The sequence below is a fragment of the Streptacidiphilus sp. PB12-B1b genome (genome assembly GCF_014084125.1).
In the GTDB taxonomy this organism is placed as follows: domain Bacteria; phylum Actinomycetota; class Actinomycetes; order Streptomycetales; family Streptomycetaceae; genus Streptacidiphilus.
Window position 1 is genome coordinate 3,876,078 of the sequence record NZ_CP048405.1, and the last position, 24,969, is coordinate 3,901,046.

Consider the following 24,969-nt stretch of genomic DNA (forward strand, 5'->3'; position numbering starts at 1 on the left):
CGGCGACCCGCGCGGGCACCGGGCGCCGGACCGGTGTACCGACGCCGCCACGGGGCAGCCGCGTCCCATGACGACGATGCGGCCCGGTCGCTCCTATCCGCTGGGAGCCACCTACGACGGCTCCGGCACCAACTTCTCGCTCTTCTCCGAGATCGCCGAACGTGTAGAACTGGCACTGATCGCCGACGACGGCACCCAGGAGTGCGTCACCCTCACCGAGGTCGACGGCTACGTCTGGCACGCCTACCTGGAGGGGGTGGGCCCGGGCCAGCGCTACGGCTACCGGATCCACGGCCCCTACCAGCCCGACCAGGGCCACCGCTGCAACCCGTCCAAGCTGCTGCTCGACCCGTACGCCAAGGCGATCGACGGGCAGACGGACGACGACCCCTCCCTGTTCGGCTACCTCTTCGACAACCCCGGGGAGCCGAACACCGCCGACAGCCTGGGCCACACCATGCTCTCCGTGGTCACCGACCCCGCCTTCGACTGGGGGGACGACCGCGCCCCGGACCTCGCCTACCACCACTCGGTGATCTACGAGGCGCACGTCAAGGGGCTCACCCGCACCCACCCCGGCCTGCCCGAGGAGATCCGGGGCAGCTACGCCGGCATCGGCCACCCCGCGATCATCGAGCACCTCAGCGAACTGGGCGTCACCGCCGTCGAACTGATGCCCGTGCACCAGTTCGTCCAGGACGGCCACCTGCGGGAGCGCGGGCTGTCCAACTACTGGGGCTACAACACCATCGGCTTCTTCGCCCCGCACAACGGCTACGCCTCCTCCGGCACCCGGGGCGAGCAGGTCACCGAGTTCAAACAGATGGTCAAGAACCTGCACGCCGCCGGGATCGAGGTCATCCTCGACGTGGTCTACAACCACACCGCCGAAGGCAACGAGCTCGGCCCCACCCTCTCGTTCCGGGGCATCGACAACAACGCCTACTACCGGCTGGTCAACGACGACCCGGCGCACTACTTCGACACCACCGGCACCGGCAACAGCCTGCTGATGCACCACCCCAGCGTGCTGCAGCTGATCATGGACTCGCTGCGCTACTGGGTCACCGAGATGCACGTCGACGGCTTCCGCTTCGATCTGGCCGCCACCCTGGCCCGGCAGTTCCACGAGGTCGACAAGCTCTCCGCGTTCTTCGACCTGGTCCAGCAGGACCCGGTCATCAGCCAGGTCAAGCTCATCGCCGAACCCTGGGACATCGGCGACGGCGGCTACCAGGTCGGCATGTTCCCGCCGCTGTGGACCGAGTGGAACGGCCGCTACCGCGACACCGTCCGCGACTTCTGGCGCGGAGCCGAGGCCACCCTGCCCGAGTTCGCCTCCCGCATCACCGGCTCCTCCGACCTGTACAAGCACGACCGGCGGCGCCCGCTGGCCAGCATCAACTTCGTCACCGCGCACGACGGCTTCACCCTGCGCGACCTGGTCTCGTACAACGACAAGCACAACGAGGCCAACGGCGAGGACGGCAACGACGGGGACAACAGCAACAGCTCCTGGAACTGCGGCGCGGAGGGCGACACCGACGATCCGGCCGTGCTGGAGCTGCGCGCCCGCCAGCAGCGCAACCTGCTCACCACCCTGCTGCTCTCCCAGGGCGTCCCGATGATCGCCCACGGCGACGAACTCGGCCGCACCCAGCAGGGCAACAACAACGCCTACTGCCAGGACAACGAGCTCTCCTGGGTCGACTGGGACCTCGACGACGCACGGCGGGAGCTGCTGGACTTCACCCGGCGGCTGGTCCGGCTGCGCCGCGACCACCCCGTCCTGCGCCGTCGGCGCTTCTTCCAGGGCGCGGCCGAGGGCGAGCAGATCGGCGACCTGGCCTGGCTGCTGCCCGACGGCCGACAGATGCAGGACACGCACTGGCACTGGGAGGAAGCCCGCTCGGTCGCCGTCTTCCTCAACGGCGACGCCATCACCGAGCCCGACCAGCAGGGAAACCGGGTCACCGACGACTCCTTCCTGATCCTGTTCAACGGCCACCACGAACCCCTGGACTTCCGCCTCCCCGGCAAGGAGTACGGCCTGACCTGGGCCGTCGCCGTCGACACCGCCGACCCGCTCGGCCAGGGCGCCGCCGAGGAGCGGCAGGCGGAGAGCACCGTGCGCATCGAAGGGCGCAGCACGCTGGTCCTCATCCGCCGCTGATCACCGCGCGCGGTGACCCGTCAGGGCCTCGCTCCCCGGTCAGTCCTGGGGGGCGGGGTCCTGCGGGTCGACTCCGGTGACGGACGAGGCGTCCCTGCCGCCGCTGGGCCGCTGCGAGGCGCCCTTGGGCCCGGTGTCGTGGTGGCCCTGCTGGCCGCCCTTCTTCGCGTGGTCCTCACCCCGGCGGCCGTCGCTCTTGACGGTGTTGCCGGTGACCTTGCCGGTCTCCTCCTTGGAGACGGTCCGGCCCGGGCCCGGCTTGGGGGCGTACTCATCCGGATGGAAGGAGCGGTGCGCGCTCGGGTTGTCCTGGGTGGGGGTGGCGTCCACGCTCGGGCCCCAGCCGTGCTCCGGGACGTCCCGCTGCATGCCCGTCGTCTGCTTGCCCTGCGTCGGCGCGGTCGGCTCGGTGTTCTCCTTCGACATGACCGTTCTCCTGTTCCTGTCGGTTCCCTGGTGCGTTGACGGTGCGTGACGGCTGGTCAGTGGGCGAAGCGGTGCCAGCGGTTGGGCCTGCGCGGGTTGTCGGTCGAGGCCGGCTCGTCGTCGGTCTGCAGGGCCTGATCGCTGCCGGTCTGCTCGCCGGCGGTCTGCGCGGCTCGGCCCTCCAGCGGGCCGGACGGCTGGGTGCGCAGGAGCTCCTGCTGGCTGATCAGGTCGTCGCGCTGGCCGGCGAGGTGATCGCGCTCCTCGGCGGCGGAGGCCGCCTCGGCCTGGGCCGTGTCGCGCTGGTCGACCAGGTCGTCGTGGTTCCTGTGCGTGGCGGCCGTCTCGCGGCGCGAGCGGTGCAGGCTGTGCCGGGCTTCGCCGGCGCGCCGGGAGGTGCGGCGGGCCCCGGTCAGCATCAGGCCCAGCCCCAGCATCGCCACGGCCCCGACGATGATGCCGAAGAGGAACAGCGCGCCGGTGGAGCCGGTCATGTGCTGACCGAAGATCGAGAAGTGGCTGAGGGCGTGCGCGCTGCCGGTGTTGCTGAAGATACCGACCAATGCGACAACGGCCGCCGCCACGAGCAGGATGAGTCCGAGAATGATGATCATGACGTGCTCCAGAGGGGTTTACGTCGTAGACCTACAGTCAACGCCCGGACTACACTGATGTCTACGCTGTATGCCTACGAACTTTGTGTCACCGGTGCACACACCCAGCGACGGAAGGTGCTGAGATGGCCAAGCCCCCGCCCGATCCGGCCCTGCAGGACTGCGACCCGCCTCCGAGCGGCAGGCTCAGCCGGGAGCGGATGCTGGCCTGCGCGTTGGAGATCATCGACCGGGAGGGCATCGAGAAGCTCTCCATGCGCCGCCTGGCACGGGCGCTGGACCGCGACCCGATGAGCCTGTACCGCTACGCACCCAACAAGGCCGCCCTGCTCGACGGCGTCGCCGAGACCGTCCTCAACGAACTCACCGTCGACCCCGCCGACCCCGACTGGGTCGGCCAGCTGCGTGCCGTCGCCCGCAGCTACCGCCGCATCGCCCTGGACCACCCCAATGTCGTCCCGCTGCTGGTCACCCGCCCCCTGGCCACCCCGCTCGCGCTGCGCCCCCGGGGCACCCTGCGCCCCCTCGAAGCCGTGCTCGCCCTGCTCACCCGGGCCGGCTTCAGCGGCACCGACGCCCTGCACGTCTATCGCGCCCTGTTCGGGCTGCTCCACGGCCACGTCCTCGACGAACTGCAGGAACTCGTCGACAACCCCGATGAGACCGACGACCTGCTGCGCCTGGGCCTCCACCGGCTGCCGATCGGGGAGTTCCCGCTGCTGCGCGGCCTGGCCTCGGTCCTGGCCTCCTACGACGGCGCCGCCGAACTCGAACGCGGCCTGGACATCCTGCTCACCGGCCTGACCGCCACGCTCACCCCCCGCCCGTAGCGGCGCATGGTCAGGCGGGCCCGCTGTCGGCCCCAAGGGCCGGGTGGATGGTGAAGAACTGGTCCAGGCCGAGGAGGTTCAGGACGCGCATGGTCCTCGGCGGCACATGGGCCAGGGTGAGCTCCGTGCCGTGGGCGAGGGCGTGCCTGCGGGCGGCGATGAGGGCGGTGATGCCGCTCGAGTCGCAGAAGGTCAGGTCGGACAGGTCGACGGTGAGCACCTGCCCGGACCGCAGGGCGGTGGCGTCCATCGCGGTGCGGAACTGCTCGGCGCTGTCGTGGTCCAGCTCGCCGGCCAGCGCCAGGGTCGGGCCGGCGGCGTTGTGCCCGGCGGTGAGGGTCAGCTCGGTCGTCATCACGCGGCGCCCGTGGCCGCGCCCGAAGCGGGGACGCCCAGGGCGAGGAGGGCGGTGTCGTCGTCCAGTCCGTCGCCGAAGCCCTCCAGCAGGGTCTTCAGGGCGCTGATGGTCGCCTCGGCGCCGGCCGGGGCCAGGTCGGTGCCGAAGGTGTGCAGGGCGTCCTCGTTGTAGCGCGGACCGGCCTGGGTACGGGCCTCGGTCAGCCCGTCGGTGTAGGCCAGCAGCGTGTCCCCGGGCCTCAGCACGGTGTCGGCAGCCGTGAAGTGGGGCCGGGGCAGGACGCCGACGAGGGTGCCGCCGGGGGTGGGCAGGTACTGCGCGGTGCCGTCGGCGCGCAGCAGCAGGACGGGCGGATGGCCGCCACTGGCCACCGTCACCGCGATGCCTTCGCCGTGGGGGGTCAGCGTGCCGGCGATCGCGGTGCAGTAGCGCGGGTCCTCGTCGGCGTAGCGCTCGTGCAGCGCGGCGTGGAGGGTGGCCAGCGCCTGGGCCGGGTCGCCGTCGACCAGGAACGCGGCACGCAGGGTGTAGCGGATGAGGGAGGTGACTGCGGCGGCCTCCGGGCCCTTGCCGCAGACGTCGCCGAGGAAGAAGCCCCAGCGTCCGCCGTCGAGGGCGAACAGGTCGTAGAAGTCACCGCCGATCTCGTCCACGGAGGCGGGGTGGTAGTACGCGGCCGCCTCCAGGCCCGGCACCTGCGGCAGCGCCGGGGGCAGCAGACTCTTCTGCAGGATGGCCACCACCTGCTGCAGGCGGGCGCGCTCGGCCTCGGCCGCCTGGTGAGCGGCCTTCGCCTCCGCGGCGGCCTGTTCGGCGTGCTTGCGGGCGCGCAGCAGTTCCTTCTCGTAGGCGCGGCGGTCGCGGGCGTCGAACAGCGTGGTGCGGATCAGCAGCGGCTGCCCGTCGCTGCCGGTCTTGACCGTGGAGGTGACCAGGACCGGCAGGCGGCTGCCGTCGGCGGCCTTGAGTTCCAGGGCCACCCCGGACAGCTGGCCCTGCATCGCCAGCAGCGGGGCGAAGTGCGTCTCGTGGTAGAGCTTGCCGCCCACCGTCAGCAGGTCCGCGAAGCGCCGGCGGCCCACCAGCTGGCCGCGGGTGTAGCCGAGCCAGTCCAGCAGGGTGGTGTTCACCTTGGCGATCTGGCCGTCCAGCATGGTGGACAGGTAGCCGCACGGGGCGTGCTCGTACAGATCCTCGGCGCTGTCCTCCAGCAGCGCCGAGAACTGCGCCCGCTCGGCTTCGTCCACGCTCTCCTCTCCGGCTTCGGTGTGGTGCTCGGAGTCGCCGCCGTCCGTCTCGCACATCACCGGGCGGCCCCGGCGAACTCCACGATGGCCTGCCCGGTGGCTTCCGGCGCGCTGAGCTGGGGGCAGTGCCCGGTGGCGTCCAGCGTGACCAGGCGGCTGCCGGGGATGGCGGCGTGCACGTAGGCGCCGACCTCGCGCGGGGCGATGACGTCCTGGGAGCACTCCAGCACCAGCGTGGGCACGGTCACCGACGCCAGATCGGCCCGCGAGTCGGAGTGGAAGGTCGTGTGGGCGAACACCGAGGCCATCTCCGGATCGGTGGCGCAGAAGCTGTTGGTCAGCTCCTGCCCGAGTTCGGGGCGGTCCGGATTGCCCATGATCACCGGGGCCATCGCCCCCGACCAGCCCAGATAGTTGGAGTCCAGCGACTCCAGCAGCTCATCGATGTCGTCGGCGGTGAAGCCGCCGGTGTAGCCGGTCGCCGGGTCGTCGATGTAGCGCGGGGAGGGCGCGACCATGACCAGCTTGGCGAAGCGCTGCGGTGCGCGTGCGGCTGCCAGCACACCGACCATGGCGCTGACCGAGTGGCCCACGAACACCACCTCGGTCAGGTCCAGCTCGTCGCAGATGTCCAGGACGTCGGTCGCGTACCCGTCCAGTGAGGAGTAGCGCTGACGGTCCCAGGCCGCCGGGTCCGAGCGCCCGGAGCCGACGTAGTCGAACAGCACGACCCGGAAGCGCTCGGCCAGTGCCGGCAGCACCAGCCGCCACATGTTCTGGTCACAGCCGAAGCCGTGCGCGAGCATGACCACCGGACCGCCGGGCTGACCGGCCACCCGCACGTTGTTCCTGCCGACTGCGTCCATGCCAGCATCGTCCCACGGCCCGGCACGGGCTCAGGCACCGGAGGCTGTTTGGCGACCGGTCAGGGGGTAGGCGACCGGTGTCCATGCCGTCCATGTCGAGGTGTCCATGTTCGAGCTTGTCGTCTTCTTCCTGATCGCCATCGGGTCCGCCGCCGTGACCGCCGTGTGGGCCTGGCACGACCACGTGGTCACTCATCCGTGGGCGGCCCGGCCGAGCAACACGGTCGAGCGGATCGTCGACCGCTGGGAGCGGATAACCGTGAACGCGGCGCGGCCGGCGGCGGGAATGCGGCAGGTGAGCCGCTCGCCCCACATGAGCCGCTGACCAGGGGCAGCGCGCTCTGATCGTGGTGCCGCACGTCGGATGGCGGTACTCCGCAGGCCCGCAGCCCCGGTGGTGGGCAAGCTGTGCATGACGCGAACGGGCCGACGGCCTGCGCTGCGGTGCCGCGAGCCCTCCGCCCGGTCGGCACCCGCTCCCCGCATGCGCCGCCGGGGGAGTCGCGGGTACGCGATCCGACAGCGGCAACCGTTCCACCCACGGAGGTACGACCAATGAGAGACCAGACCCTGGACCAGCCGAGGCCCGGTACCGCGCCCGGCGTGATCGCCGTTCGGGAAGGGCTGGGCCGCTGCCGTGGGTGAGTTCACCGGCAAGAGCAGCTTCGTGTTCCCCCGGGCGCTGCCGGACGAGGCGATCGAGCAGATCAGATCGGCGCTCGCCGCGCACGGGGCCAAGGTCGACGCGACGGCCCAGACGTTCACCCCGGACCCTGAGCCCCCCGCCTACGCGTTCACCTGCACCGTACAGGTCAGCGACCAGATGGCGGCCGACAACACGGCCGGCGTCGTCATGGGACGCGCCCTGTACGACTGCGGGCACCTCGGCGACCCGGCCCCAGCCGCCTCAGGCGCAGGCGGGAGCGCCGGGCACCGGCCCTCCTGATCTGCTGACCCCCAGGGGAGTGGGCCGCACCGCCGCAAGCACGAACCCTGCGGCGGTGCGGCCCTTTCCGGCACCTGGGGTATCAGGGCTTGAAGAGGATCTTGACGGCCCCGTCCTGCTTCTTCTGGAACATCTCGTACGCGCCCGCGGCGTCGGCCAGGGGATGTGGTGGGTGGCGAAGGTGTCGACGCCCAGCGGGTCCTCGTCGGTGAGCAGCGGGAGGATGTCGTCCACCCAGCGCCAGACGTTGGCCTGGCCCATGCGCAGCTGGATCTGCTTGTCGAACATGGTCAGCAGCGGCATCGGGTCGGTCATGCCGCCGTAGACGCCGGACAGCGAGATGGTGCCGCCCCGGCGGACGATGTCGATGGCCAGGTACAGGGCGTGCAGCCGGTCGATGCCGACGTGCTCCATCATCTTGGCGGCCACCGGCCCCGGCAGCAGCGAGGTCATCTGCTGGGCGAACTTCCCCACCGGCGCGCCGTGCGCCTCCATGCCGACCGCGTCGATGACGGCGTCCGGCCCGCGTCCGCCGGTCAGGTCGCGGATGGTGTCGGCCAGGTGCTTGCCCTGCTCGGTCAGGTCCAGGGTGTGGACGCCGCGGGACCGGGCGCGGGCGAGGCGTTCGGGGACCAGGTCCACGCCGATGACCTGGTCGGCGCCGCGGTGCAGGGCGACCCGGGCGGCCATGTCGCCGATCGGGCCGAGCCCGAGCACCACGACGCTGCCGCCGGGCGGAACGGCCGCGTAGTCGACGGCCTGCCAGGCGGTGGGCAGGACGTCGGACAGGAAGACGAACCGGTCGTCCGCCGGGCCCTCGGGGACCTTGATGGGCAGGGTGTTGCCGAACGGCACCCGCAGGTACTCGGCCTGGCCGCCGGGGACTTGGCCGTAGAGCTTGGTGTAGCCGAACAGCGAGGCGCCGCTGCCGTACTCGCGCACCTGGGTGGTCTCGCACTGGGACTGCAGGCCCTGCCCGCACATGAAGCAGGTGCCGCACGAGACGTTGAACGGCACCACCACCCGGTCGCCCTCGCGCAGGCCGGTGACCTCCGGGCCGGTCTCCTTGACGATGCCCATGGGCTCGTGGCCCAGGATGTCGCCCTGCCCGAGGAAGGGGCCCAGCACCTCGTACAGGTGCAGGTCCGAGCCGCACAAGCCGGTCGAGGTGACCTCGATGATGACATCGGTCGGATCCTTGATCGCCGGGTCCGGCACCGTCTCGACGCGGACGTCCCGCTTGCCCTGCCAGGTCACTGCCCTCATGGTCACTCCTCCGGTCACACGTCGAACGGCCACATGGCGAACAGGGAGCGGCCTGCCCCTTGCATCCCTGTACGCCTAACCGTGTCGTTTTTGTCCAAACAGTTCCGCGGAGACTTACAGTCAACCCCGTCGGCACCAGTGGATTCCGGATGGATCGACCTCCTGGAAGCGGGTAGGCGACGAACGGGCAAGCCCGGGGCAACGGGCCCCCTCCCAGGACATGGAGTTGGCCGGTATGGATGCGATCGTGCTGTTGAAGGACGACCACAAGACCGTGGAGAAGCTCTTCAAGGAGTTCGAGAAGGCAGGGGACAGCGCCTACAAGACCAAGCGGGACATCGCCGACAAGGTCATCGAGGAGCTGACGATCCACACCTGGATCGAGGAGAAGATCTTCTACCCGGCCGCCCGCGAGGCCGTGCCGGAGACCAAGGACCACGTCCTGGAGAGCGTCGAGGAGCACCACGTGGTGCTGTGGATGCTCTCCGAGCTGGCCGGTCTCGACCCCAAGCAGGAGACCTTCGACGCCAAGATGACCGTTCTCATCGAGAACGTGCGCCATCACGTCGAGGAGGAGGAGCAGGAGTGGTTCCCCCAGGTGCGCTCGGCCATGGGGCGCAACCGCCTGGTCGAGCTCGGCGAGCAGATGGCGGAGGCGAAGCCGACCGCTCCGCGTGACCCGCTCAAGGTCCCCAGCGCCCACGAGTAGAGCGTCCGCAGGCGGGCGGCACGGCGTCGACGGCGACGTAGGCAATCGGTTTTCGAAAGGGATGTGGCATGGCGAGTGGGTTCGAGCGGGACAAGGGTCTGGCGCTGCCGGTGGCGGAGCGCGCCGGTTGGGATGCGGTGGACGTGCGCGCGGTGGACACCGTGCGGCTGCTGGCGGCCGATGCCGTGCAGAAGGTCGGCAACGGCCATCCGGGGACGGCGATGAGCCTGGCCCCGCTGGCCCAGCTGCTGTTCCAGAACGTGATGCGGCACGACCCCAACGACGACCAGTGGCTCGGGCGGGACCGGTTCGTCCTTTCCTGCGGGCACTCCAGCCTGACCCTCTACATCCAGCTCTACCTGACCGGCTACGGCCTGGAGCTGTCGGACCTGGAGGCCCTGCGGACCTGGGGCTCGGCCACGCCGGGCCACCCGGAGCACCGGCACACCCGCGGCGTGGAGATCACCACCGGGCCGCTGGGCCAGGGCCTGGCCAGCGCGGTCGGCATGGCGATGTCGGGGCGCCGCGAGCGCGGCCTGCTCGACCCGGACGCCGAGCCGGGCACCAGCCCCTTCGACCACCACGTGTACGTCATCGCCTCCGACGGCGACCTGATGGAGGGCGTCAGCAGCGAGGCCGCCTCCCTGGCCGGGCACCAGGAGCTGGGCAATCTGACGGTCTTCTACGACTCCAACCACATCTCCATCGAGGACGACACCGACGTCTCCTTCAGTGAGGACGTCCCGGCCCGCTTCGCCGCCTACGGCTGGCACGTGCAGACCGTCGACTGGACCCGCACCGGCTCCTACGTCGAGGACGTGGACGCGCTGCTGGCCGCGGTCGAAGCCGCCCGCGACGAGACCGGCCGCCCCTCGCTGATCATGCTGCGGACCCTGATCGGCTGGCCCGCCCCCACCAAGCAGAACAGCGGCAAGGCGCACGGCTCGGCGCTGGGCGAGGACGAGATCGCCGCCACCAAGGCCCTGCTGGGCTTCGACCCGGAGCGTCACTTCGTCGTCGAGGACGAGGTTCTGGCCCGTACCCGCCAGGCGTCCGACCGGGGCCGCCAGGCCCACACCGCGTGGGACCAGGACTTCGCGGCCTGGCGCACGGCCAACCCCGACCGCGCCGCGCTGCTGGACCGGCTCCAGGCGCAGCGCTTCCCCGAGGGCTGGACGGACGCTCTGCCGGTCTTCCCCGCCGACGACAAGGGCATGGCCACCCGCGCCGCCTCGGGCAAGGTGCTCTCCGCGCTGGCACCGGTGCTGCCGGAGCTCTGGGGCGGCTCGGCCGACCTGGCCGGGAGCAACAACACCACCATGGACGGCGAGCCCTCCTTCGTGCCGGCCGACCGGCAGACCAAGGAGTGGAAGGGCGGCCCCTACGGGCGCACGCTGCACTTCGGCATCCGTGAGCACGCCATGGGCTCCATCCTCAACGGCATCGCCCTGCAGAGCCTGACCCGCCCCTACGGCGGCACGTTCCTCACCTTCTCCGACTACATGCGGCCGGCCGTGCGCCTGGCCGCGCTGATGAAGCTGCCCGCCACCTACGTGTGGACGCACGATTCCATCGGCCTGGGCGAGGACGGCCCCACCCACCAGCCCGTCGAGCACCTGGCCGCGCTGCGGGCCATCCCCGGCCTGGACGTGGTCCGCCCGGCCGACGCCAACGAGACCACCGCCTGCTGGCGCACCATCCTGGAGCACAAGGACCGGCCCGCCGGGCTGATCCTGTCCCGGCAGAACCTGCCGGTGCTGGACCGCGACAGCGGCGAGTACGCCCCCGCGCAGCAGGCGGCCCGCGGCGGATACGTCCTGGCGGACCCCGCCGACGGGGCGGTCCCGGACGTCATCCTGGTCGCCACCGGCTCCGAGGTGCAGATCGCCCTGGCCGCCCGCACGCAGCTGGCGCAGGAGGGCGTGGCGGCGCGGGTGGTCTCGATGCCCTGCCGGGAGTGGTTCGACGCCCAGCCCCTCGACTACCGCGACCAGGTCCTGCCGCCCGAGGTCCGGGCCCGGGTCAGCGTGGAGGCGGCGGTCGGCCAGGGCTGGCGCGAGGTCGTCGGCGACGCCGGACGCATCGTCAGCCTGGAGCACTACGGCGCCTCCGCCGACTACCAGCGCCTGTACACCGAGTTCGGCATCACCCCGGAGGCGGTCGCGGCCGCCGCCCACGACAGCATCGAGGACACCCGCCGACCGGCACGCCCCGGCGGCCGGCAGCAGAAGTCCGCCCCCACCGAGGGCGGCACCGGCGACCGCACCTGACCCGGGCCCGAACCCCGAAGGCCCACCACCCGATCCGTTGACCTGGAGCTCCCGTGACTGACGTACCCGCCCATGACCCGCTCGCCGACCTCTCCGCCGCGGGGGTGTCCGTGTGGCTGGACGACCTGTCACGCGAACTCCTGGCCGGCGGACGGCTCCAAGAGCTGATCGACCGCCGGCATGTCGTCGGGGTCACCACCAACCCCACGATCTTCGCGTCGGCCCTGTCCAAGGGAGAGCGCTACAACGAGCAGTTGCAGCAGCTGGCCGCTGACGGGGCCGACGTGGACCAGGCGGTGTTCGCCATCACCACCACCGACGTCCGCACCGGATGCGACGTGCTGCGCCCGGTGAACGAACGGACCGACGGGGTGGACGGCCGGGTCTCCATCGAGGTCGACCCGAGGCTGGCCCGCGACACCGAGGCCACCATCGCCCAGGCACGGGCGCTGTGGGAGGCGGTGGACCGACCCAATCTGTTCGTCAAGATCCCGGCCACCGTCGAGGGCCTGGCAGCGATCACGGCCGTGATCGCCCAGGGCATCAGCGTCAACGTCACGCTGATCTTCTCCCTGGACCGCTACCGCCAGGTCATGGACGCCTACATGAACGGCCTGGAGCAGGCCAGGGAGGCGGGCCACGACCTCACCGCCATCCACTCGGTCGCCTCGTTCTTCGTCTCCCGGGTGGACACCGAGGTCGACGCCCGGCTCGACGCCCTGGCCACCCCGGAGGCCCTGGCCCTCAAGGGCCAGGCAGCGGTGGCCAATGCCCGCCTGGCCTACGAGGCGTTCGAGCAGACCACTGCGCAGCCGCGCTGGCAGGCGCTCGCTGCGGCCGGAGCCCGCCCGCAGCGCCCGTTGTGGGCCTCCACCGGCGTCAAGAACCCCGCCTACCCGGACACCATGTACGTCAGCGACCTGGTCGCGCCCGGCACGGTCAACACCATGCCCGGCTCCACCCTGGCCGCCTTCGCCGACCACGGGCCCGCCGTCAGCGACACCATCCAGGGCAGCTACCCCGCCGCCCGGGCCCACCTGGCGGCCCTGGCCGACCTCGGCATCGACTTCGATGACGTCACCGAGACCTTGGAGCGCGAGGGCGTGACCAAGTTCGACACGAGCTGGAGCGAACTGGGCGACACCGTCTCCCGCGAACTGCACCGCACGGCACGCTGAGCGGTGGTGTGACCGTAAGCCGTGCGCCGGGGCCGGCCGCGGACTAGCCTGTGGAGCACAGGGTCTGCGGAGCCCAGGACGATCGGCCTGGGCGGCTCCGGGGCCCGTGACAGGACCACACGAGGTGCTGTCCGCGCTGCCCAGGACCTCGGCCGCGTCACCGACGACGGCTGAAGAGGTCAGGATGCGACGTACCGATGAGAACTGCGCTCCGCCCTTGCCCCTTCCGTCCACCCGGGGGCAGCCCCCGGGGCTGCTGGCGCAGCGCGGTGACGGTGAGCACGGTACGGTGATCACCCTGGTCGGGGAGCTCGACCTGGACACCACCGCCCTCTTCCTGGGGATGGTCGAGACCTGCCTGGACTCGGGGGTACGTACCATCGGCGTCGACCTGTCCGGCCTCGCCTTCTGCGACGTCTGCGGTCTGAACGCCTTCCTCGTCGCCGCCCAGGCGTCGACCGCCGCCGGGGGGCACCTGCGGCTGGAGCACCCGAACCTGTCGGTCATGCGGCTGGTCATCGTCACCGGTACCGGCGCCGTGCTCCTCTCCCCGACGGGGTCGGCACCTGCCGGTCCGGTGCCCGCAGATCCGGCCGACGACCCTTGGGCAGCGACCTGGAGCGGCCCGGAACCGGACGCCCCTTGATCAGCGACAGCATGGCCGAGGTGCTGCGGCTGCTCCAGCTCGACGACGGGTTCGACACCGCAGCGCACCTCGCCGCGCGCGCCGCCGAAGCCCTGGGGGTGGACGGGCTGACGATGTCCCTGGCCACCGGCGGTGAGCGGGCGGAGCTGGTGTGGTGCTCCGACGAGGCGGCGGCCCGGTTCGAGGACCTGCAGTTCACCCTCGGCGAGGGCCCCGGCCCCGAGGCCGCGCGCAGCGGCGAGACGGTGCTGGTGCCGGACCTGTCCCAGGTGCGGCACCAGCGCTGGCCCGCCCTGGGCGTGGAGGCTGCGGGCCTGGCGGTCCGCGCGGTGTTCTGCTTCCCGATGGGGATCGGCGCGATCCGGGCGGGTGTGCTCACCGCGGTGCGCCGGATCCCGGGCCCGCTGACCGACGGGCAGCTCGGCGACGCGCAGATCCTGGCGCTCTCGTTGACCGCGCGCGCCCTGGGGGAGGACCCGCGCCCGGCCGGAGCCCTTCCGGACGGCCCCGCGCACGCCCTGCTGCACGCCGTCGTCCACCAGGCCACCGGTATGGTCAGCGTCCAGCTCGCGGTGCCCCTGCCCCAGGCCCTGCTGCGGCTGCGCGCGCATGCTTACAGCAGCGGCCGATCGCTCACCGACATCTCCCAGGATGTGGTCGCGCGGCGGCTGCGCCTGGACAACAACGGCAACGGCAACGGCACACCGGTGCCCGTGGCAGACAAGGACTGATCGCCATGACCCGCGAACAGGAACTCACCAAGGTCTTCGTGGAGGTCGCCGACTCCCTGATCGACGACTTCGACCTGATCGACTTCCTCCACCGGCTGTCCGTGCGCTGCGTGGAACTGCTGGACGTGTCCGCGTGCGGGGTGCTGCTGGCCGACGAGCACGAGGTGCTGCAGGTGCTGGCCGCCTCGGACGAGCACACCCGGTTGCTGGAGCTGTTCGCCCTCCAGCACGACCAGGGCCCCTGCGTGGAGTGCTACCAGAGCGGCCGGCCGCGGACCAATATCAGCCTCGGCGACCAGGACGCCGCCCGGAGGTGGCCGCAGTTCACCCCGACCGCCCGCCGATCGGGGTTCGTGTCCGTCACCGCCATCCCGCTGCGGCTGCGCGGCCGGGTCATCGGCGCGCTCGGCCTGTTCCAGACCAGGCCCGACCCCCTCAGCGACGTCGACACCGCTCTGGCCCAGGCCCTGGCGGACGTGGCCACCATCGCCATTCTCCAGCAGCGCACCCTGGCCCACAGCGAGACCGAACGCGGGCAGCTCCAGTACGCGCTCACCAGCCGTATCGTCCTGGAACAGGTCAAAGGCATCCTGGCCGAACGCTGGCAGGTCAGCACCGACGAGGCGTTCGCCGCCTTCCGTAGCTACGCCCGCTCCCACCACCACCAACTCGCCCGGCTGGCCAGGCAGATCGCCGACGGCACATTCGACACCGAGCAGATCCCCCGATCGCCCCAGCACGGTCCGCGCCGCTGACCCCGCGCCCGGGCAACGGCGGAGATCGCCGGAGCCCGAGGCCGACTCGAGGCATTCAAGCCCCGGGTCCGGGCATGCGACCCATGAACCACAGGGCAGAGGGGCACGGCCATGAGCAACCACCAGGAGGCAATGCCCTCCCACGCGACGTTTGTGCTGGACGGCCTTTCCGGAACCACGAAAGCCGCGCGTGGCCTGGCCGCCGCCTTTCTGCGCGGTCCTCCGGCAGCCGTTCCCGAAGAGGCGGCAGCCGATGCGCTGCTGCTGGTGAGCGAGCTGGTCGCCAACGCCGTGCACCACGCACCGGGGCCCTGCGTCCTGGAGCTGGTCGACGACGGAGCCGATCTGGTTGTCGCCGTCAGCGACACCAGCGATGCCCTGCCGCAGCGCCGGGCACCCGACCTGAAGGCTGGCGGCGGCGGCTTCGGCTGGAACCTGCTGACCTCCCTGTCCGCCAGGGTCGCGGTCATCGGGCACCCGGCCGGGGGCAAGACCGTCACCGCGATCCTGCGGTGGCCGTACGGGGCGGGCTTGCAGACGTGACGGGCACCGGATCCCGCGACCCCGGGCGTACGGACGGCAGCGGCCGGTGGTCCGCCGATGACGGGGTAGGCGGTATCCACACCCGGACCGCACGTCCTCCGCGTATCCGCGAGCGGTGGGCCGAACGGGTACGAAGCATCGGCGGCCCTGCCCGCCGACGCGATTGCGGCCCGGGGCGGGTCGCCCGGCGCTGAGCGGGCAGCGGCCCGTATGCGCGCGCTGCACCCCGATGCCACCTCCGACCTGCCGGTGGTGTTCCCCCCTCCATCTCCTGGGTACCCGTGTGTCACACCATGCCGCTCATGTCGGGAACACCCCGTTTCGCTGCGCGGCACACCCCATTCCATGATCGGAATTCCATGAGTACGAAGAAGAACCCCGTGGCCTCCGCAGCCAAGACGGCGAAGAAGGTCGCGGCCAAGGTGCAGGACGCGGTCACCCACGGCAACGAGATCCCGGGCGCCCCGGCTCCGGTGCCGCCGCCCGTCGACGAGCCGACCGAGCCCACCGGGCCGCTGCCGCCGAAGGCGGACCAGAGCGGGCCGCAGACGTACAGCCCGACCGGCCAGGAGACCGGCATCCCGCAGAAGGAGGTCGCCCAGGGCGGCGACCGGCTGACGACGGCGCAGGGCGCACGGCTGTACGACACGGACCACTCGCTCAAGGCCGGACCGCGCGGACCGGTGCTGCTCCAGGACCACCACCTGCGGGAGAAGATCACCCACTTCGACCACGAGCGGATCCCCGAGCGGGTGGTGCACGCGCGCGGCGCCGCCGCACACGGGGTCTTCCAGGGCTACGGAACCGCCGAGGGGATCTGCCAGGCCGCCTTCCTGGGCAAGGGTGTGGAGACGCCGGTGTTCGTGCGGTTCTCCACCGTGCTCGGCTCCCGGGGCTCGGCCGACACCATCCGCGACACCCGCGGCTTCGCCACCAAGTTCTACACCGAGCAGGGCGTCTTCGACCTGGTCGGCAACAACATCCCGGTGTTCTTCATCCAGGACGCGATCAAGTTCCCCGACGTCATCCACGCCGCCAAGCCGCACCCGGACCGGGAGATCCCGCAGGCGCAGAGCGCGCACGACACGTTCTGGGACTTCGTCTCCCTGCACACCGAGGCCACCCACCACACGCTGTGGAACATGTCCGACCGCGGCATCCCGCGGTCGTACCGGATGATGGAGGGCTTCGGCATCCACACCTTCCGGCTGGTGAACGCCGAGGGCGCCACCACGTTGGTCAAGTTCCACTGGAAGCCCAAGCTCGGGGTGCACTCCCTGGTGTGGGAGGAAGCGCAGATCACCGCGGGCATGGACCCGGACTTCCACCGCCGGGACCTGGCCGACGCGATCGAGTCCGGCGCCTTCCCGCAGTGGGAGCTGGGTGTGCAGGCGTTCCCCGACACCGAGGACCAGCTGTTCGAGGGCATCGACCTGCTGGACCCGACCAAGATCGTCCCCGAGGAGCTGGCCCCGGTCCAGCCGATCGGCCTGATGACGCTCAACGCCAACCCGTCCAACTACTTCGCCGAGACCGAGCAGGTCGCCTTCCACCTCGGCAACCTCGTCCCCGGCATCGACGTCACCAACGACCCGCTGCTCCAGGGCCGGCTGTTCTCCTACCTCGACACCCAGATCACCCGGCTCGGCGGACCCAACTTCACCCAGCTCCCCATCAACCGCACCCACGCCCCGGTCAACGACATGCTGCGCGACGGCATGCACCAGACCGCCGTGCACAGCGGGGTCGCCCCCTACCGGCCCAACTCCCTCGACGGCGGCTGCCCCTTCGTGGCCGGCGCCGACACCGGGGCCTACATCGAGACCCCCGTCGTGGTCCCGGCCGGTCGCAAGGTGCGGGAGGCGGCGGCCTCCTTCGACGACCACTACAGCCAGGCCCGCCTCTTCTGGTTGAGCATGACGCCGACCGAGCGCGAGCACATCGTGGCCGCCTACACCTTCGAGCTGAACAAGTGCTACGAGACGGCGATCAAGGAGCGCGCGCTGAAGACGCTGGCGAACATCGACACCGACCTGTGCGCGCAGGTCGCCGCCGGACTCGGCCTGCCCGCTCCGCAGGCGACCGTCCCCCTGGCGGACCCGCAGCCCAGCCCCGCCCTGTCACAGCTGGGCGGCGAGTGGCCGCTGGACGGGCGGATCATCGGCATCATCACCGCAGGCGATCAGGACCTGACCGGGGTGCGCTCGATCCGCCAGGCGGTCCTGGACGCGGGCATGGTGCCGCTGGTGATCGCCCCCAAGGGCGGGATGCTGGACACGGACGGCGACCCGGTCGCCGTGCAGCGCACCTTCGCCACCGCCCGGTCCACCGAGTTCGACGCGATCCTGGTCGCCGGGGCGCCCGCCCCGGGCGCCGACGCCTACGGCGCCCGCGACGCCAAGGTCGACGACGACGCAGCACTGGCGGCCGGGGTCGACCCCCGGGTCCTGCTGATGCTCGCCGAGGCCTACCGGCACGGCAAGGCCCTGGGCGCCTGGGCCGACGGACCCGAGGCCCTGGAGGCCGCCGGTATCGCCCCCGACGCGCCCGGCGTGGTCACCGCCGACAGTGCCGACTCGGTGTTCGAATCCGTCACCGCGCTGCTCGGCAGCCACCGCGCCTGGGACCGCTTCACCCCGGCGGTCTGACGCACGCACGGGCCGGGCCCGGGAGACTGGCAGCGCCACCTCTCCCGGGCCCGGCCCGTAAGCGTTCCCGCCTCTGTCGGGCCGTCGGGCCGTCAGGCCCTCAGGCCGGAGCCGGGGTGGGGCGCAGTGCCGGCCACAGGACCCGGGTGACCTGGCCGCCGGTGATCGTGACCTGGACGATGGGCGACAGCGCGTCCCACACCGTGTACGCCCCCGCGGCCAGCGAGGGGAAGACGGCGGCGTGCATGGCTGCGCCGGGGCCGCTCCGCTCCTGTACGGCCGCGTGCGTCCGCGCTGCTCCGTCGTCCACCGGGCTGAGAGCGATCTCGGTTCCGGTGAGGTCCGGGGGAGTGAGGATGACCAGGGCGCCGACGTCGCCGCCGATGTCGACCAGGACGCTGTCGTCACCGGTGGCGTGAGAGGTGGTCATGGCGCCACCGGGGAGTGGTCGTTGTCGGCGGCGTTGCCCGCACCGGCGTCCGCGTCGGCGGCGAAGCGGACGTGGTGCTTGAGCGCGGTGGCGCCGGCGAGGGCGGCCGCGGTGGCCAGGGCGGTGCCGCCGATGACCTTGACGCTGTCGGTGCGGTGCTGGCTGCCGCCGGCTCCGGTGGCGGGGCCGCCGAGCGGGGTGGCGCCCAGGTCGGGGGCGGGGGTGTTGTCGCCGGGGTTGTAGTAGCCGCCGTGCGGGGTGCCCAGGTAGGGGAAGCAGGGCAGGTAGTGCACGGTGTTGTCGGCGGTGACGTCGGTGTTGCTGGAGGTCAGGCCCTGGGTGATGGCGCCGACCGCCTTGTCGGGGGTGAAGGTCTTGTCGACCAGGGCGTAGGTGGCCCCGGCGATGGCGCGCAGCTCGATGGTGGTGACGTCGTCGAAGACCCGTCGCCCGTTGGGGAATCCGGCCGCGTCCATGCCGATCAGGCCCAGGTTGCTGGGGTTGCGCATGGTGGGCGGCACGGCCAGGTTCAGGCGCAGCATGTCGGCCTGGACGGTGCCGGTGTTGTTCTGGAAGCCGGGCACGATTCCGGCGGGGATGCCGGTGAGCAGGATGGCTTCCAGGTCGGCGCGCGGCTTGCCGGAGGCGTTGAGGGCCGCCAGGTTGGGGAACGCGCCCGGGTACAGGACCGGCAGCAGCTGGGCCAGCTGCGGCTTGGCCACATTGCCGGCGAACTGCTTGTCGCCCGCCGGTGCCTGGGAGTTGAAGAGGTCCTTCTGCGAGATCGGGTTGATGACCTCGTTGAACAGCGGGTTGCCCAGCCGGGAGACCTGGACCCAGGGGCCGCTGTTGGTGGTGGTGCCGTCGGTGTCGTAGATGCGCGAGCGCTGGCGGCTGGCGGTGGCGTAGACGCCGACGGTGGAGCGCGCGGCGGTCGGGTCGGTGGGGTTCCTACCGCCCGAGGTGAGGTCGGTCTTGGGCACCTGCAGGGCGATGGAGTGGACGTTCTTGGCCTTGGGGCCGTTGACGCCGGGGGCCGCGGGCATGCTGGAGCCGACGTGCAGGTTCTGCAGCGGGCGCAGGTCGCCGAGGTCGAAGATGGCGCCGATGTCGATGTAGAAGCCCTCGGCGCGCTGGCCGGTGAAGACCGTGCGGCCGCCGGGCAGCGCGTGGATGGCCTGCTGGGCCAGGGCGGCGTAGTTCGGCGTGGACAGCGGCCCGATGTTGCACGGCGGGCAGGCCAGGTCCCGGCCCAGCACCGTGCCGGCACCGGTCTTGGCGTCGGTGCGGGTCACCGTGGCGAACTGGCGGCGGTTCCAGTTCTTGCTGTCGATCGACTCGATCGTCCCCACGTTGTACAGGAACGTGCTGGGGATGGTGTTCACCGTGGTGAAGCGGAACTGGTAGCTGATCTCCGGCAGGCCGTCGCCGTCGTTGTCGATGTGGATCTCGTACAGGACGTCGTCGGCGAACTCCGAGAAGTTCGGGCCGCCCGCAGGGTCCTCGAACGGGTTGAAGTTGGCGATCAGCGTCACCGTGTCCGGCTTGTCGGGGCTGACGAAGGCGTAGACATCGGTGTTGTCGGCCGCCGGGTCGTTCGAGATCTCCGGGGCTTCCTTGTGCGAGGACATGTGCGCGCTGCTCCTGGGCTGGTGAGGGGGACGGGGTGGGGTACGGGCCCGGTGCGTGCCGTGCGGCTGCTGCCGGGCCGTGCGGGACGGCTTCAGGAACCGGTGGCGGCGACCTGGGCCAGACGGGTGGCGAGGTCCTTGTCGTGGTGCACGACCTCGCGCTCGCCGACCAGCACCGCTATCTCGCCCGCCTTCGCGTTCTTCACGTACGCCACGAAGGGGCCCTGGTGGGCCTTGCCGGACGCCGGGGCCGGGGCGGCCGCGCCGTGGGCGGCCGCGGAGGCCGGGCTCCCCAGCAGCGCGGGCGACACGGCGGCCAGGCCCACGGCGACGCCGCTGGTGGAGGCGTTCCGGATGAAGGTGCGTCGAGACGAAGCGGTCATGGTGCATCCTGATCTCTGTGTGGGGCGGGCCGCGCGCTGCTGGTCAGCGGCGCGGCACGTGCGTCGGACACCCCTGCGCGGCACAAGGCGGGGCGGGGTGCGGCCGGGCGCGGCGCGATGTCGAAGCGCGCCGGACGCCCTGTCGCCAGTTGAGCACAGAGGGCGACTGCTCGCCCGGCGACCGGCTGACTGCCCGCTCGGCGGCCCGGCCGCCGTCAGGTGACGTCCGGGCGCTGGGTGCGGACGTCGTGGGCCAGGCCGCCGGGCACGGCTGTGCTCCGCGCCCCCAGCGGCAGGACCATCGCGCGCCGGACCAGCGGGTCACCCGCCCGGCGGACCTCCCCGATCTCCTGCCAGCCCCAGGACTGGAATGCGGCGAAGACCTGGTGCTCCCCCTGCTCCACCAGGGAAACCCCGAGGGAGGCATGGTGGTCACCGAGCAGCCGCGCCAACAGGCTTGCGGCGATGCCGTGGTGGCGCGCGTAAGGGTGCACCACCAGGTCGGTGACCGCGAACACGTGCCCCGATGCGGTGAGTTGCTCGATGTACGGGGGCAGCTCGCCGACAAAGCCGCTCCACCAGCCGCCGTCGCGGTCCACCGGCACCCCGAAGACGAAGCCCACCAGCGTCGCCGTCTCCGCGAGCAGCATGTCGAACCCGGGATGCCGGGCGTCGGCCACCAGCCGCCGTTTGAACTCCTCGCGGTGCTCGAACTCCGTTCCCGGCTCCACGCCGCAGCATTCGACCGACAGGTCTGCCAGATCCTCGCGCTGCTGCTCGGCCTGCCAGCGGTTCAGCCGGCGCAGCACCGTCTCCCGCTCGCGCCGGCTCACCGGGGGCGCTCGCGGAGCCGCCGCCCGGGCGGGGTGTTCGGCGGCGGTGGCCGCAGTCGGCCGGTGGTCGGGGGCGGTGCGGGCATGGCGCCTCGTTTCACGGAGTGTCCGGGGGAGGCGCCCGTTGCCCGGCAGTATCGTCGTTCCCGAACCACGGCACCCCCCACGATAGTGACGATACGTCAGACGATGAGGTCGGTGAGCGGCTCGGTGCCGTTGACGAAGGCCAGGGCCAGGTCGGACAGCCGCCGTTGGTGGCTGCGGGCGTAGCTGCGCAGGGCGGTGAATGCCTGCTCCATGTCGATGTCGAGGCGTTCCGCGAGTTTGCCCTTGGCCTGTTCGATCAGCACCCGGCTGTTCAGAGCGGTCTGCAGTTGTTCGTTGAGGAGGGTGCTGACCTCGGTGGAGCGCTGCTGCAGCAGGCTGATGGTGGCGACGTCGGCCAGGGCCTGGGCGAGGGGGAGGGCGGCCGGGTCGAACCGGAGGGTTTCGTCGGAGAAGAGGTTCAGGGCACCGACGACGTCGTCGCGCAGCCGCATCGGCAGGGCCTGGACCCCGGTGAAGCCGGTGCTCTGGGCCTGGGCGACGAAGCGGGGCCAGCGCTCGGCCGCGGTGGTCAGATCCGGGACGGTCACGGGGGCGCCGGTGTGGAAGCACTCCAGGCAGGGGCCTTCGGCGTTCTGGAGCTGGAAGAGTTCCAGCAGCCGGGCCTGCTCGCTGCTGGCGGCCATGACCCTCAGCTCGCCGTTGCGGTCGGCGAGCAGGACGCCGGCCGCGCTCACTCCCAGGACGCCGACACAGCGATCGGTCAGCAGGCGGAAGAAGTCGATGAGGTCGAAGTCGGCGACGAGATTGTCGGCCAGTTCGACGAAGGTCCTGGCGAGCAGCTGTTCATCCATGGCGGTCACCCTTGTTCGAGAATAGCCCCTGCTCGGCGCGAGCGGGGGTGCGCGCGGTGGCCGGCACCGGCCGTGGCCCGGTGCTCACGGCGGCTCGTCGGCCGCCCTCGGCACCGGACCGGGTCCGACATCGGGGGAGAAGCGCAGACGGCGGTCGACGACGTCGGCGGAGACCTCGGACAGGCGGCGGTCATGGGCGTAGGCGTAGGCGCGCAGCCGGACGGAAGCCTCCTCGATGCCTACGCCGAGCTGTCCGGTCAGCATCCCGGTGGCCTGGTCGATCTCGGCGCAGTAGCCGCCCGGGTTCCCGTCGAACGCGGCCGCGAGGCCCTCGCGGTCCGCGGCCCGGGTGTTCAGCAGGACCAGCGTGGCGCAGTCGGCGAACGCCATGGCCTCGGCCAGCTCCGGCGGGCTGAGCAGCAGCGGCAGCTGCGCGTACAGGTCCAGGACACCGGGGCTGATCGCCCCGATCTGCAGGGGGACGGAGTAGAGCGCCCGGGCCCCGGCGTCCACCGCGGCCGGGGCGAACACCGGCCAGCGCAGCCGGGCCTCGTCGGCGCCGAGATCGGGCGCCCACACCGTCGATCCCCGGGCGAAGGCGTCCACGCTGGGCCCTTCGCCGAGCTGTAGCTGCAGCTCCTGCAACTGCTCGCCGGCCGCGTCAGTACTGCACAGCGGATAGCCGGCGACGGCCGGTGACATGGCGCAGACACTCGCGCCGCCGATCGGCAGCGACGCCTGCGCCGCGGCGCACACGTCGACCAGGCCGACCGGGCCGCCGCGGCGAACGGCCTGCTCGGCGACCAGCACCGCGATCCGCGCCGCCCGGTCAGCGGCCATCCGGTGCTCCCGGGGCCTGCGCCGCGCACGAGGCGTTGCCGGGCAGGGTTGCCAGAGGAATGGTCGGGGTCAGCCCCACCACGCTGAGGACGCGCAGGATGCGCCGATTGGTGCAGACCAGTTCGAGGCCGCCGCCGTGCCTCAGGGCCCGTTGCCAGGCCCGGGCGATCTGGCCGAATCCGCTGCAGTCGATGAAGGTGACGGCGGTGAGGTCGACCAGCACCTGCGGCTGCTTCCCCTCGGTGGCCGCGTCCAGCAGCGACGCGATCTCGGGAACCGCCGCCAGGTCGATCTCACCGTGGAACTCCACTAGGGTGACGCCGTCGACGGCCCGTGCCCGGGCATACCCGTGAGCGAGGGACGCCGGAGCCGGCGGGTCGATGAGGTGGAGCTGGGCGTGGGGAAGTCGGGTCTGTGCGCTGTTCTCTGCTTCCATCACCGGAAAACCACCCTCGAGCGGCGCGGGCCTCGGACTGAATCGGTGACGGCGGGGGAGCCGTCTTCAGCCACCGGGGGCCGGGGTGGTGTTGCCATCAGCTTAGACGCTCAGCCGGTGCCCCGGGGAGTAAAAGGCGATCCGCTCCGAATGCCCCGTCGGCGGGCGCCACGGCGGGCCGCATTGACAGGCCTGCGGCCCAGGCGTTGACTGACACCACGGCGTTGGGTATGCCGCCCGGAAGCCTCCGGTGCGGCGCTCGCGTTCCGTTTCGCCCGGACCTTGCGGAACCCAGGGAATCTCCCCTGTGACCCCCTGAAGGGGTGTCCGCATCATGGCCGTTCTGATTGTCGTCATCATCGCCGTTCTGGTGGTCGCCCTGATCGCCGCAGCCATGTCGTTGAAAGTGGTGCGGCAGTACGAACGCGGGGTGCTGTTCCGGCTGGGGCGGGTCCGCGGTACGCGGGAGCCGGGGCTGCGGGTGATCATCCCGTTCGTCGACGTGCTGCACCGGGTGTCCCTGCGGATCGTCACCATGCCCATCCAGTCGCAGGGCATCATCACCCGGGACAACGTCAGCGTGGACGTCTCGGCCGTGGCCTACTTCCGGATCGTGGACGCGGTCAAGTCCGTCGTGGCGATCGAGAACGTCCAGGCCGCGATCGACCAGATCGCGCAGACCACGCTGCGCAAGGTGGTCGGGCAGCACACGCTGGACGAGACCCTGTCCGAGACCGACTCCATCAACAAGGACATCCGCGAGATCCTCGACGTCTCCACGGTCGAGTGGGGCGTGCAGGTGACGCTGGTGGAGCTGAAGGACATCCAGCTGCCGGACAGCATGAAGCGGGCGATGGCCCGGCAGGCCGAGGCCGAGCGGGAGAAGCGGGCGAAGATCATCAACGCCGAGGGCGAGTCCCTGGCCGCCGCTGCCCTGGGTGAGGCGTCCGACACCATGATGGCGCACCCGCTGGCGCTGCAACTGCGCAACCTGCAGAGTCTGGTGGAGATCGGCGTCGACAAGAACACCACCGTGGTGTTCCCGGCGCCGCTGATGAGCACCATCGGTGAGCTCGGCTCCTTCCTCGCCCGCGAGGCCGCCGCCTCCACCCCGCTCGCCGCCACCGCGCTCGCCGCAACCCCGGCGCCAGGGACGGCCCCCACCGCCGGCATCACCGAGCCCCCGCTCCGCAAGGCCAAGGAGGAGGCCCCGGTCCTCCCCGTCAACGGCGACGGGCCCTTCGTCCCCACCAGCTAGAGACACAGGCGCTCGCGCGGGTGTTCACCGCAGCACCCGCCGCCGGCCCGTCG

Annotated in this window: 25 protein-coding genes and 1 pseudogene; 13 read left to right on the forward strand and 13 right to left on the reverse strand. The window is 71.5% G+C overall.

Translation table 11 applies throughout. The features are described from left to right. Positions 1-76 precede the first annotated feature (76 nt). Complete coding sequence (gene glgX / locus GXW83_RS17255) at positions 77-2,173, forward strand: glycogen debranching protein GlgX (protein ID WP_182447380.1); 2,097 nt, start codon at positions 77-79, stop codon at positions 2,171-2,173. Positions 2,174-2,212: 39 nt separating this feature from the next. Here the strand turns inward: glgX and GXW83_RS17260 are convergent, their stop codons facing one another. Together GXW83_RS17260 and GXW83_RS17265 are read right to left on the reverse strand one after the other, a co-directional pair. Next, positions 2,213-2,599, reverse strand: a complete 387-nt coding sequence (locus GXW83_RS17260) for a hypothetical protein (protein WP_182443945.1) — start codon at positions 2,597-2,599, stop codon at positions 2,213-2,215. Positions 2,600-2,655: 56 nt separating this feature from the next. Continuing rightward, positions 2,656-3,213 carry a hypothetical protein gene (locus GXW83_RS17265; RefSeq protein WP_182443946.1) on the reverse strand — a complete coding sequence of 186 codons (558 nt, stop codon included), beginning with the start codon at positions 3,211-3,213 and terminating at the stop codon, positions 2,656-2,658. A gap of 125 nt (positions 3,214-3,338) precedes the next feature. Here GXW83_RS17265 and GXW83_RS17270 point away from each other — a divergent pair, with 125 nt between their 5' ends. Then, positions 3,339-4,043: a TetR/AcrR family transcriptional regulator gene (locus tag GXW83_RS17270; protein ID WP_182443947.1), complete on the forward strand. Its 705-nt coding sequence runs from the start codon at positions 3,339-3,341 to the stop codon at positions 4,041-4,043. 10 nt (positions 4,044-4,053) lie between these two features. Here GXW83_RS17270 and GXW83_RS17275 read toward each other — a convergent pair whose 3' ends face one another. Genes GXW83_RS17275 through GXW83_RS17285 form a run of 3 tightly spaced genes read right to left on the reverse strand, consistent with a single transcriptional unit; the run spans position 4,054 to position 6,514 of the window. Further along, a complete protein-coding gene (locus tag GXW83_RS17275; protein ID WP_182443948.1) occupies positions 4,054-4,398 on the reverse strand; it encodes an STAS domain-containing protein in 345 nt (114 codons plus the stop codon). Beyond that, on the reverse strand, positions 4,398-5,705 hold the full coding sequence (locus tag GXW83_RS17280) for a PP2C family protein-serine/threonine phosphatase (RefSeq protein WP_182443949.1): 1,308 nt from the start codon (positions 5,703-5,705) through the stop codon (positions 4,398-4,400). Before GXW83_RS17280 ends, GXW83_RS17275 begins: the two co-directional genes overlap by 1 nt. Then, positions 5,705-6,514 carry an alpha/beta fold hydrolase gene (locus GXW83_RS17285; RefSeq protein ID WP_182443950.1) on the reverse strand — a complete coding sequence of 270 codons (810 nt, stop codon included), beginning with the start codon at positions 6,512-6,514 and terminating at the stop codon, positions 5,705-5,707. Before GXW83_RS17285 ends, GXW83_RS17280 begins: the two co-directional genes overlap by 1 nt. 106 nt (positions 6,515-6,620) lie before the next feature. On the opposite strand from GXW83_RS17285, the gene GXW83_RS17290 reads away from it, so the two are divergent. Together GXW83_RS17290 and GXW83_RS17295 are read left to right on the forward strand one after the other, a co-directional pair. Further along, the gene (locus GXW83_RS17290) at positions 6,621-6,839 is read left to right on the forward strand and encodes a hypothetical protein (protein ID WP_182443951.1); all 219 of its coding nucleotides are present in this window, start codon (positions 6,621-6,623) and stop codon (positions 6,837-6,839) included. Between the two features lie 312 nt (positions 6,840-7,151). Continuing rightward, positions 7,152-7,460 (forward strand): hypothetical protein, encoded by a 309-nt coding sequence (locus GXW83_RS17295; RefSeq protein WP_182443952.1) that lies wholly within the window; start codon positions 7,152-7,154, stop codon positions 7,458-7,460. 82 nt (positions 7,461-7,542) lie between these two features. On the opposite strand, the pseudogene GXW83_RS17300 reads toward GXW83_RS17295, so the two are convergent. After that, positions 7,543-8,726 (reverse strand): annotated as a pseudogene (locus GXW83_RS17300) (zinc-dependent alcohol dehydrogenase). A gap of 235 nt (positions 8,727-8,961) precedes the next feature. Here GXW83_RS17300 and GXW83_RS17305 point away from each other — a divergent pair. The 8 genes from GXW83_RS17305 (at position 8,962) to GXW83_RS17340 (ending at position 18,206) form a co-directional block, all read left to right on the forward strand. Beyond that, positions 8,962-9,435: a hemerythrin domain-containing protein gene (locus tag GXW83_RS17305; RefSeq protein WP_182443953.1), complete on the forward strand. Its 474-nt coding sequence runs from the start codon at positions 8,962-8,964 to the stop codon at positions 9,433-9,435. Between the two features lie 68 nt (positions 9,436-9,503). Then, positions 9,504-11,705 (forward strand): transketolase, encoded by a 2,202-nt coding sequence (gene tkt, locus GXW83_RS17310; protein ID WP_182443954.1) that lies wholly within the window; start codon positions 9,504-9,506, stop codon positions 11,703-11,705. A gap of 53 nt (positions 11,706-11,758) precedes the next feature. Next, positions 11,759-12,883, forward strand: a complete 1,125-nt coding sequence (tal, locus tag GXW83_RS17315; protein ID WP_182443955.1) for a transaldolase — start codon at positions 11,759-11,761, stop codon at positions 12,881-12,883. Positions 12,884-13,100: 217 nt separating this feature from the next. Next, positions 13,101-13,529 carry an STAS domain-containing protein gene (locus GXW83_RS17320; RefSeq protein ID WP_182443956.1) on the forward strand — a complete coding sequence of 143 codons (429 nt, stop codon included), beginning with the start codon at positions 13,101-13,103 and terminating at the stop codon, positions 13,527-13,529. Beyond that, the gene (locus GXW83_RS17325) at positions 13,526-14,260 is read left to right on the forward strand and encodes an ANTAR domain-containing protein (protein ID WP_182443957.1); all 735 of its coding nucleotides are present in this window, start codon (positions 13,526-13,528) and stop codon (positions 14,258-14,260) included. The genes GXW83_RS17320 and GXW83_RS17325 overlap by 4 nt, the downstream gene beginning before the upstream one ends. A 5-nt stretch (positions 14,261-14,265) precedes the next feature. Further along, a complete protein-coding gene (locus tag GXW83_RS17330; protein WP_182443958.1) occupies positions 14,266-15,015 on the forward strand; it encodes a GAF and ANTAR domain-containing protein in 750 nt (249 codons plus the stop codon). Positions 15,016-15,126: 111 nt separating this feature from the next. Further along, a complete protein-coding gene (locus GXW83_RS17335; protein ID WP_182443959.1) occupies positions 15,127-15,558 on the forward strand; it encodes an ATP-binding protein in 432 nt (143 codons plus the stop codon). Between the two features lie 359 nt (positions 15,559-15,917). Continuing rightward, complete coding sequence (locus tag GXW83_RS17340) at positions 15,918-18,206, forward strand: catalase (protein WP_182443960.1); 2,289 nt, start codon at positions 15,918-15,920, stop codon at positions 18,204-18,206. A gap of 100 nt (positions 18,207-18,306) precedes the next feature. On the opposite strand, the gene GXW83_RS17345 is transcribed toward GXW83_RS17340, so the two are convergent. The 7 genes from GXW83_RS17345 to GXW83_RS17375 all read right to left on the reverse strand — a co-directional run bounded on the left by GXW83_RS17345 (position 18,307) and on the right by GXW83_RS17375 (position 23,658). Continuing rightward, positions 18,307-18,636 carry a phospholipase gene (locus tag GXW83_RS17345; protein ID WP_182443961.1) on the reverse strand — a complete coding sequence of 110 codons (330 nt, stop codon included), beginning with the start codon at positions 18,634-18,636 and terminating at the stop codon, positions 18,307-18,309. Continuing rightward, on the reverse strand, positions 18,633-20,267 hold the full coding sequence (locus tag GXW83_RS17350) for a DUF4331 domain-containing protein (RefSeq protein ID WP_182443962.1): 1,635 nt from the start codon (positions 20,265-20,267) through the stop codon (positions 18,633-18,635). Before GXW83_RS17350 ends, GXW83_RS17345 begins: the two co-directional genes overlap by 4 nt. Before the next feature lie 92 nt (positions 20,268-20,359). Continuing rightward, positions 20,360-20,650 carry a hypothetical protein gene (locus GXW83_RS17355; protein WP_182443963.1) on the reverse strand — a complete coding sequence of 97 codons (291 nt, stop codon included), beginning with the start codon at positions 20,648-20,650 and terminating at the stop codon, positions 20,360-20,362. A 215-nt stretch (positions 20,651-20,865) separates the two neighbouring features. After that, positions 20,866-21,483, reverse strand: a complete 618-nt coding sequence (locus GXW83_RS17360; protein WP_225447056.1) for a GNAT family N-acetyltransferase — start codon at positions 21,481-21,483, stop codon at positions 20,866-20,868. A gap of 182 nt (positions 21,484-21,665) precedes the next feature. Continuing rightward, positions 21,666-22,382: a GAF and ANTAR domain-containing protein gene (locus tag GXW83_RS17365; protein WP_182443964.1), complete on the reverse strand. Its 717-nt coding sequence runs from the start codon at positions 22,380-22,382 to the stop codon at positions 21,666-21,668. Positions 22,383-22,466: 84 nt separating this feature from the next. Beyond that, positions 22,467-23,222, reverse strand: a complete 756-nt coding sequence (locus tag GXW83_RS17370; protein WP_182443965.1) for an ANTAR domain-containing protein — start codon at positions 23,220-23,222, stop codon at positions 22,467-22,469. Continuing rightward, positions 23,212-23,658 carry an STAS domain-containing protein gene (locus GXW83_RS17375; RefSeq protein ID WP_182443966.1) on the reverse strand — a complete coding sequence of 149 codons (447 nt, stop codon included), beginning with the start codon at positions 23,656-23,658 and terminating at the stop codon, positions 23,212-23,214. The genes GXW83_RS17370 and GXW83_RS17375 overlap by 11 nt, the downstream gene beginning before the upstream one ends. 334 nt (positions 23,659-23,992) lie before the next feature. Here GXW83_RS17375 and GXW83_RS17380 point away from each other — a divergent pair, with 334 nt between their 5' ends. After that, positions 23,993-24,916, forward strand: coding sequence for a slipin family protein (locus GXW83_RS17380; protein ID WP_182443967.1), 924 nt, complete (start codon positions 23,993-23,995; stop codon positions 24,914-24,916). Positions 24,917-24,969 lie beyond the last annotated feature (53 nt).

Bases quoted from the DNA above. Each gene is read 5' to 3' on its own strand.
- GXW83_RS17280 (WP_182443949.1), bottom strand. From the start codon at position 5,705: ATGTGCGAGACGGACGGCGGCGACTCCGAGCACCACACCGAAGCCGGA.
- GXW83_RS17275 (WP_182443948.1), bottom strand. From the start codon at position 4,398: ATGACGACCGAGCTGACCCTCACCGCCGGGCACAACGCCGCCGGCCCG.
- GXW83_RS17370 (WP_182443965.1), bottom strand. From the start codon at position 23,222: ATGGCCGCTGACCGGGCGGCGCGGATCGCGGTGCTGGTCGCCGAGCAG.
- glgX (WP_182447380.1), top strand. From the start codon at position 77: ATGCGGCCCGGTCGCTCCTATCCGCTGGGAGCCACCTACGACGGCTCC.
- GXW83_RS17365 (WP_182443964.1), bottom strand. From the start codon at position 22,382: ATGGATGAACAGCTGCTCGCCAGGACCTTCGTCGAACTGGCCGACAAT.
- GXW83_RS17290 (WP_182443951.1), top strand. From the start codon at position 6,621: ATGTTCGAGCTTGTCGTCTTCTTCCTGATCGCCATCGGGTCCGCCGCC.
- GXW83_RS17335 (WP_182443959.1), top strand. From the start codon at position 15,127: ATGAGCAACCACCAGGAGGCAATGCCCTCCCACGCGACGTTTGTGCTG.
- GXW83_RS17265 (WP_182443946.1), bottom strand. From the start codon at position 3,213: ATGATCATCATTCTCGGACTCATCCTGCTCGTGGCGGCGGCCGTTGTC.
- GXW83_RS17350 (WP_182443962.1), bottom strand. From the start codon at position 20,267: ATGTCCTCGCACAAGGAAGCCCCGGAGATCTCGAACGACCCGGCGGCC.
- GXW83_RS17305 (WP_182443953.1), top strand. From the start codon at position 8,962: ATGGATGCGATCGTGCTGTTGAAGGACGACCACAAGACCGTGGAGAAG.
- GXW83_RS17355 (WP_182443963.1), bottom strand. From the start codon at position 20,650: ATGACCGCTTCGTCTCGACGCACCTTCATCCGGAACGCCTCCACCAGC.
- GXW83_RS17375 (WP_182443966.1), bottom strand. From the start codon at position 23,658: ATGGAAGCAGAGAACAGCGCACAGACCCGACTTCCCCACGCCCAGCTC.
- GXW83_RS17345 (WP_182443961.1), bottom strand. From the start codon at position 18,636: ATGACCACCTCTCACGCCACCGGTGACGACAGCGTCCTGGTCGACATC.
- tkt (WP_182443954.1), top strand. From the start codon at position 9,504: ATGGCGAGTGGGTTCGAGCGGGACAAGGGTCTGGCGCTGCCGGTGGCG.
- GXW83_RS17260 (WP_182443945.1), bottom strand. From the start codon at position 2,599: ATGTCGAAGGAGAACACCGAGCCGACCGCGCCGACGCAGGGCAAGCAG.
- GXW83_RS17340 (WP_182443960.1), top strand. From the start codon at position 15,918: ATGAGTACGAAGAAGAACCCCGTGGCCTCCGCAGCCAAGACGGCGAAG.
- GXW83_RS17380 (WP_182443967.1), top strand. From the start codon at position 23,993: ATGGCCGTTCTGATTGTCGTCATCATCGCCGTTCTGGTGGTCGCCCTG.
- GXW83_RS17285 (WP_182443950.1), bottom strand. From the start codon at position 6,514: ATGGACGCAGTCGGCAGGAACAACGTGCGGGTGGCCGGTCAGCCCGGC.
- GXW83_RS17270 (WP_182443947.1), top strand. From the start codon at position 3,339: ATGGCCAAGCCCCCGCCCGATCCGGCCCTGCAGGACTGCGACCCGCCT.
- GXW83_RS17330 (WP_182443958.1), top strand. From the start codon at position 14,266: ATGACCCGCGAACAGGAACTCACCAAGGTCTTCGTGGAGGTCGCCGAC.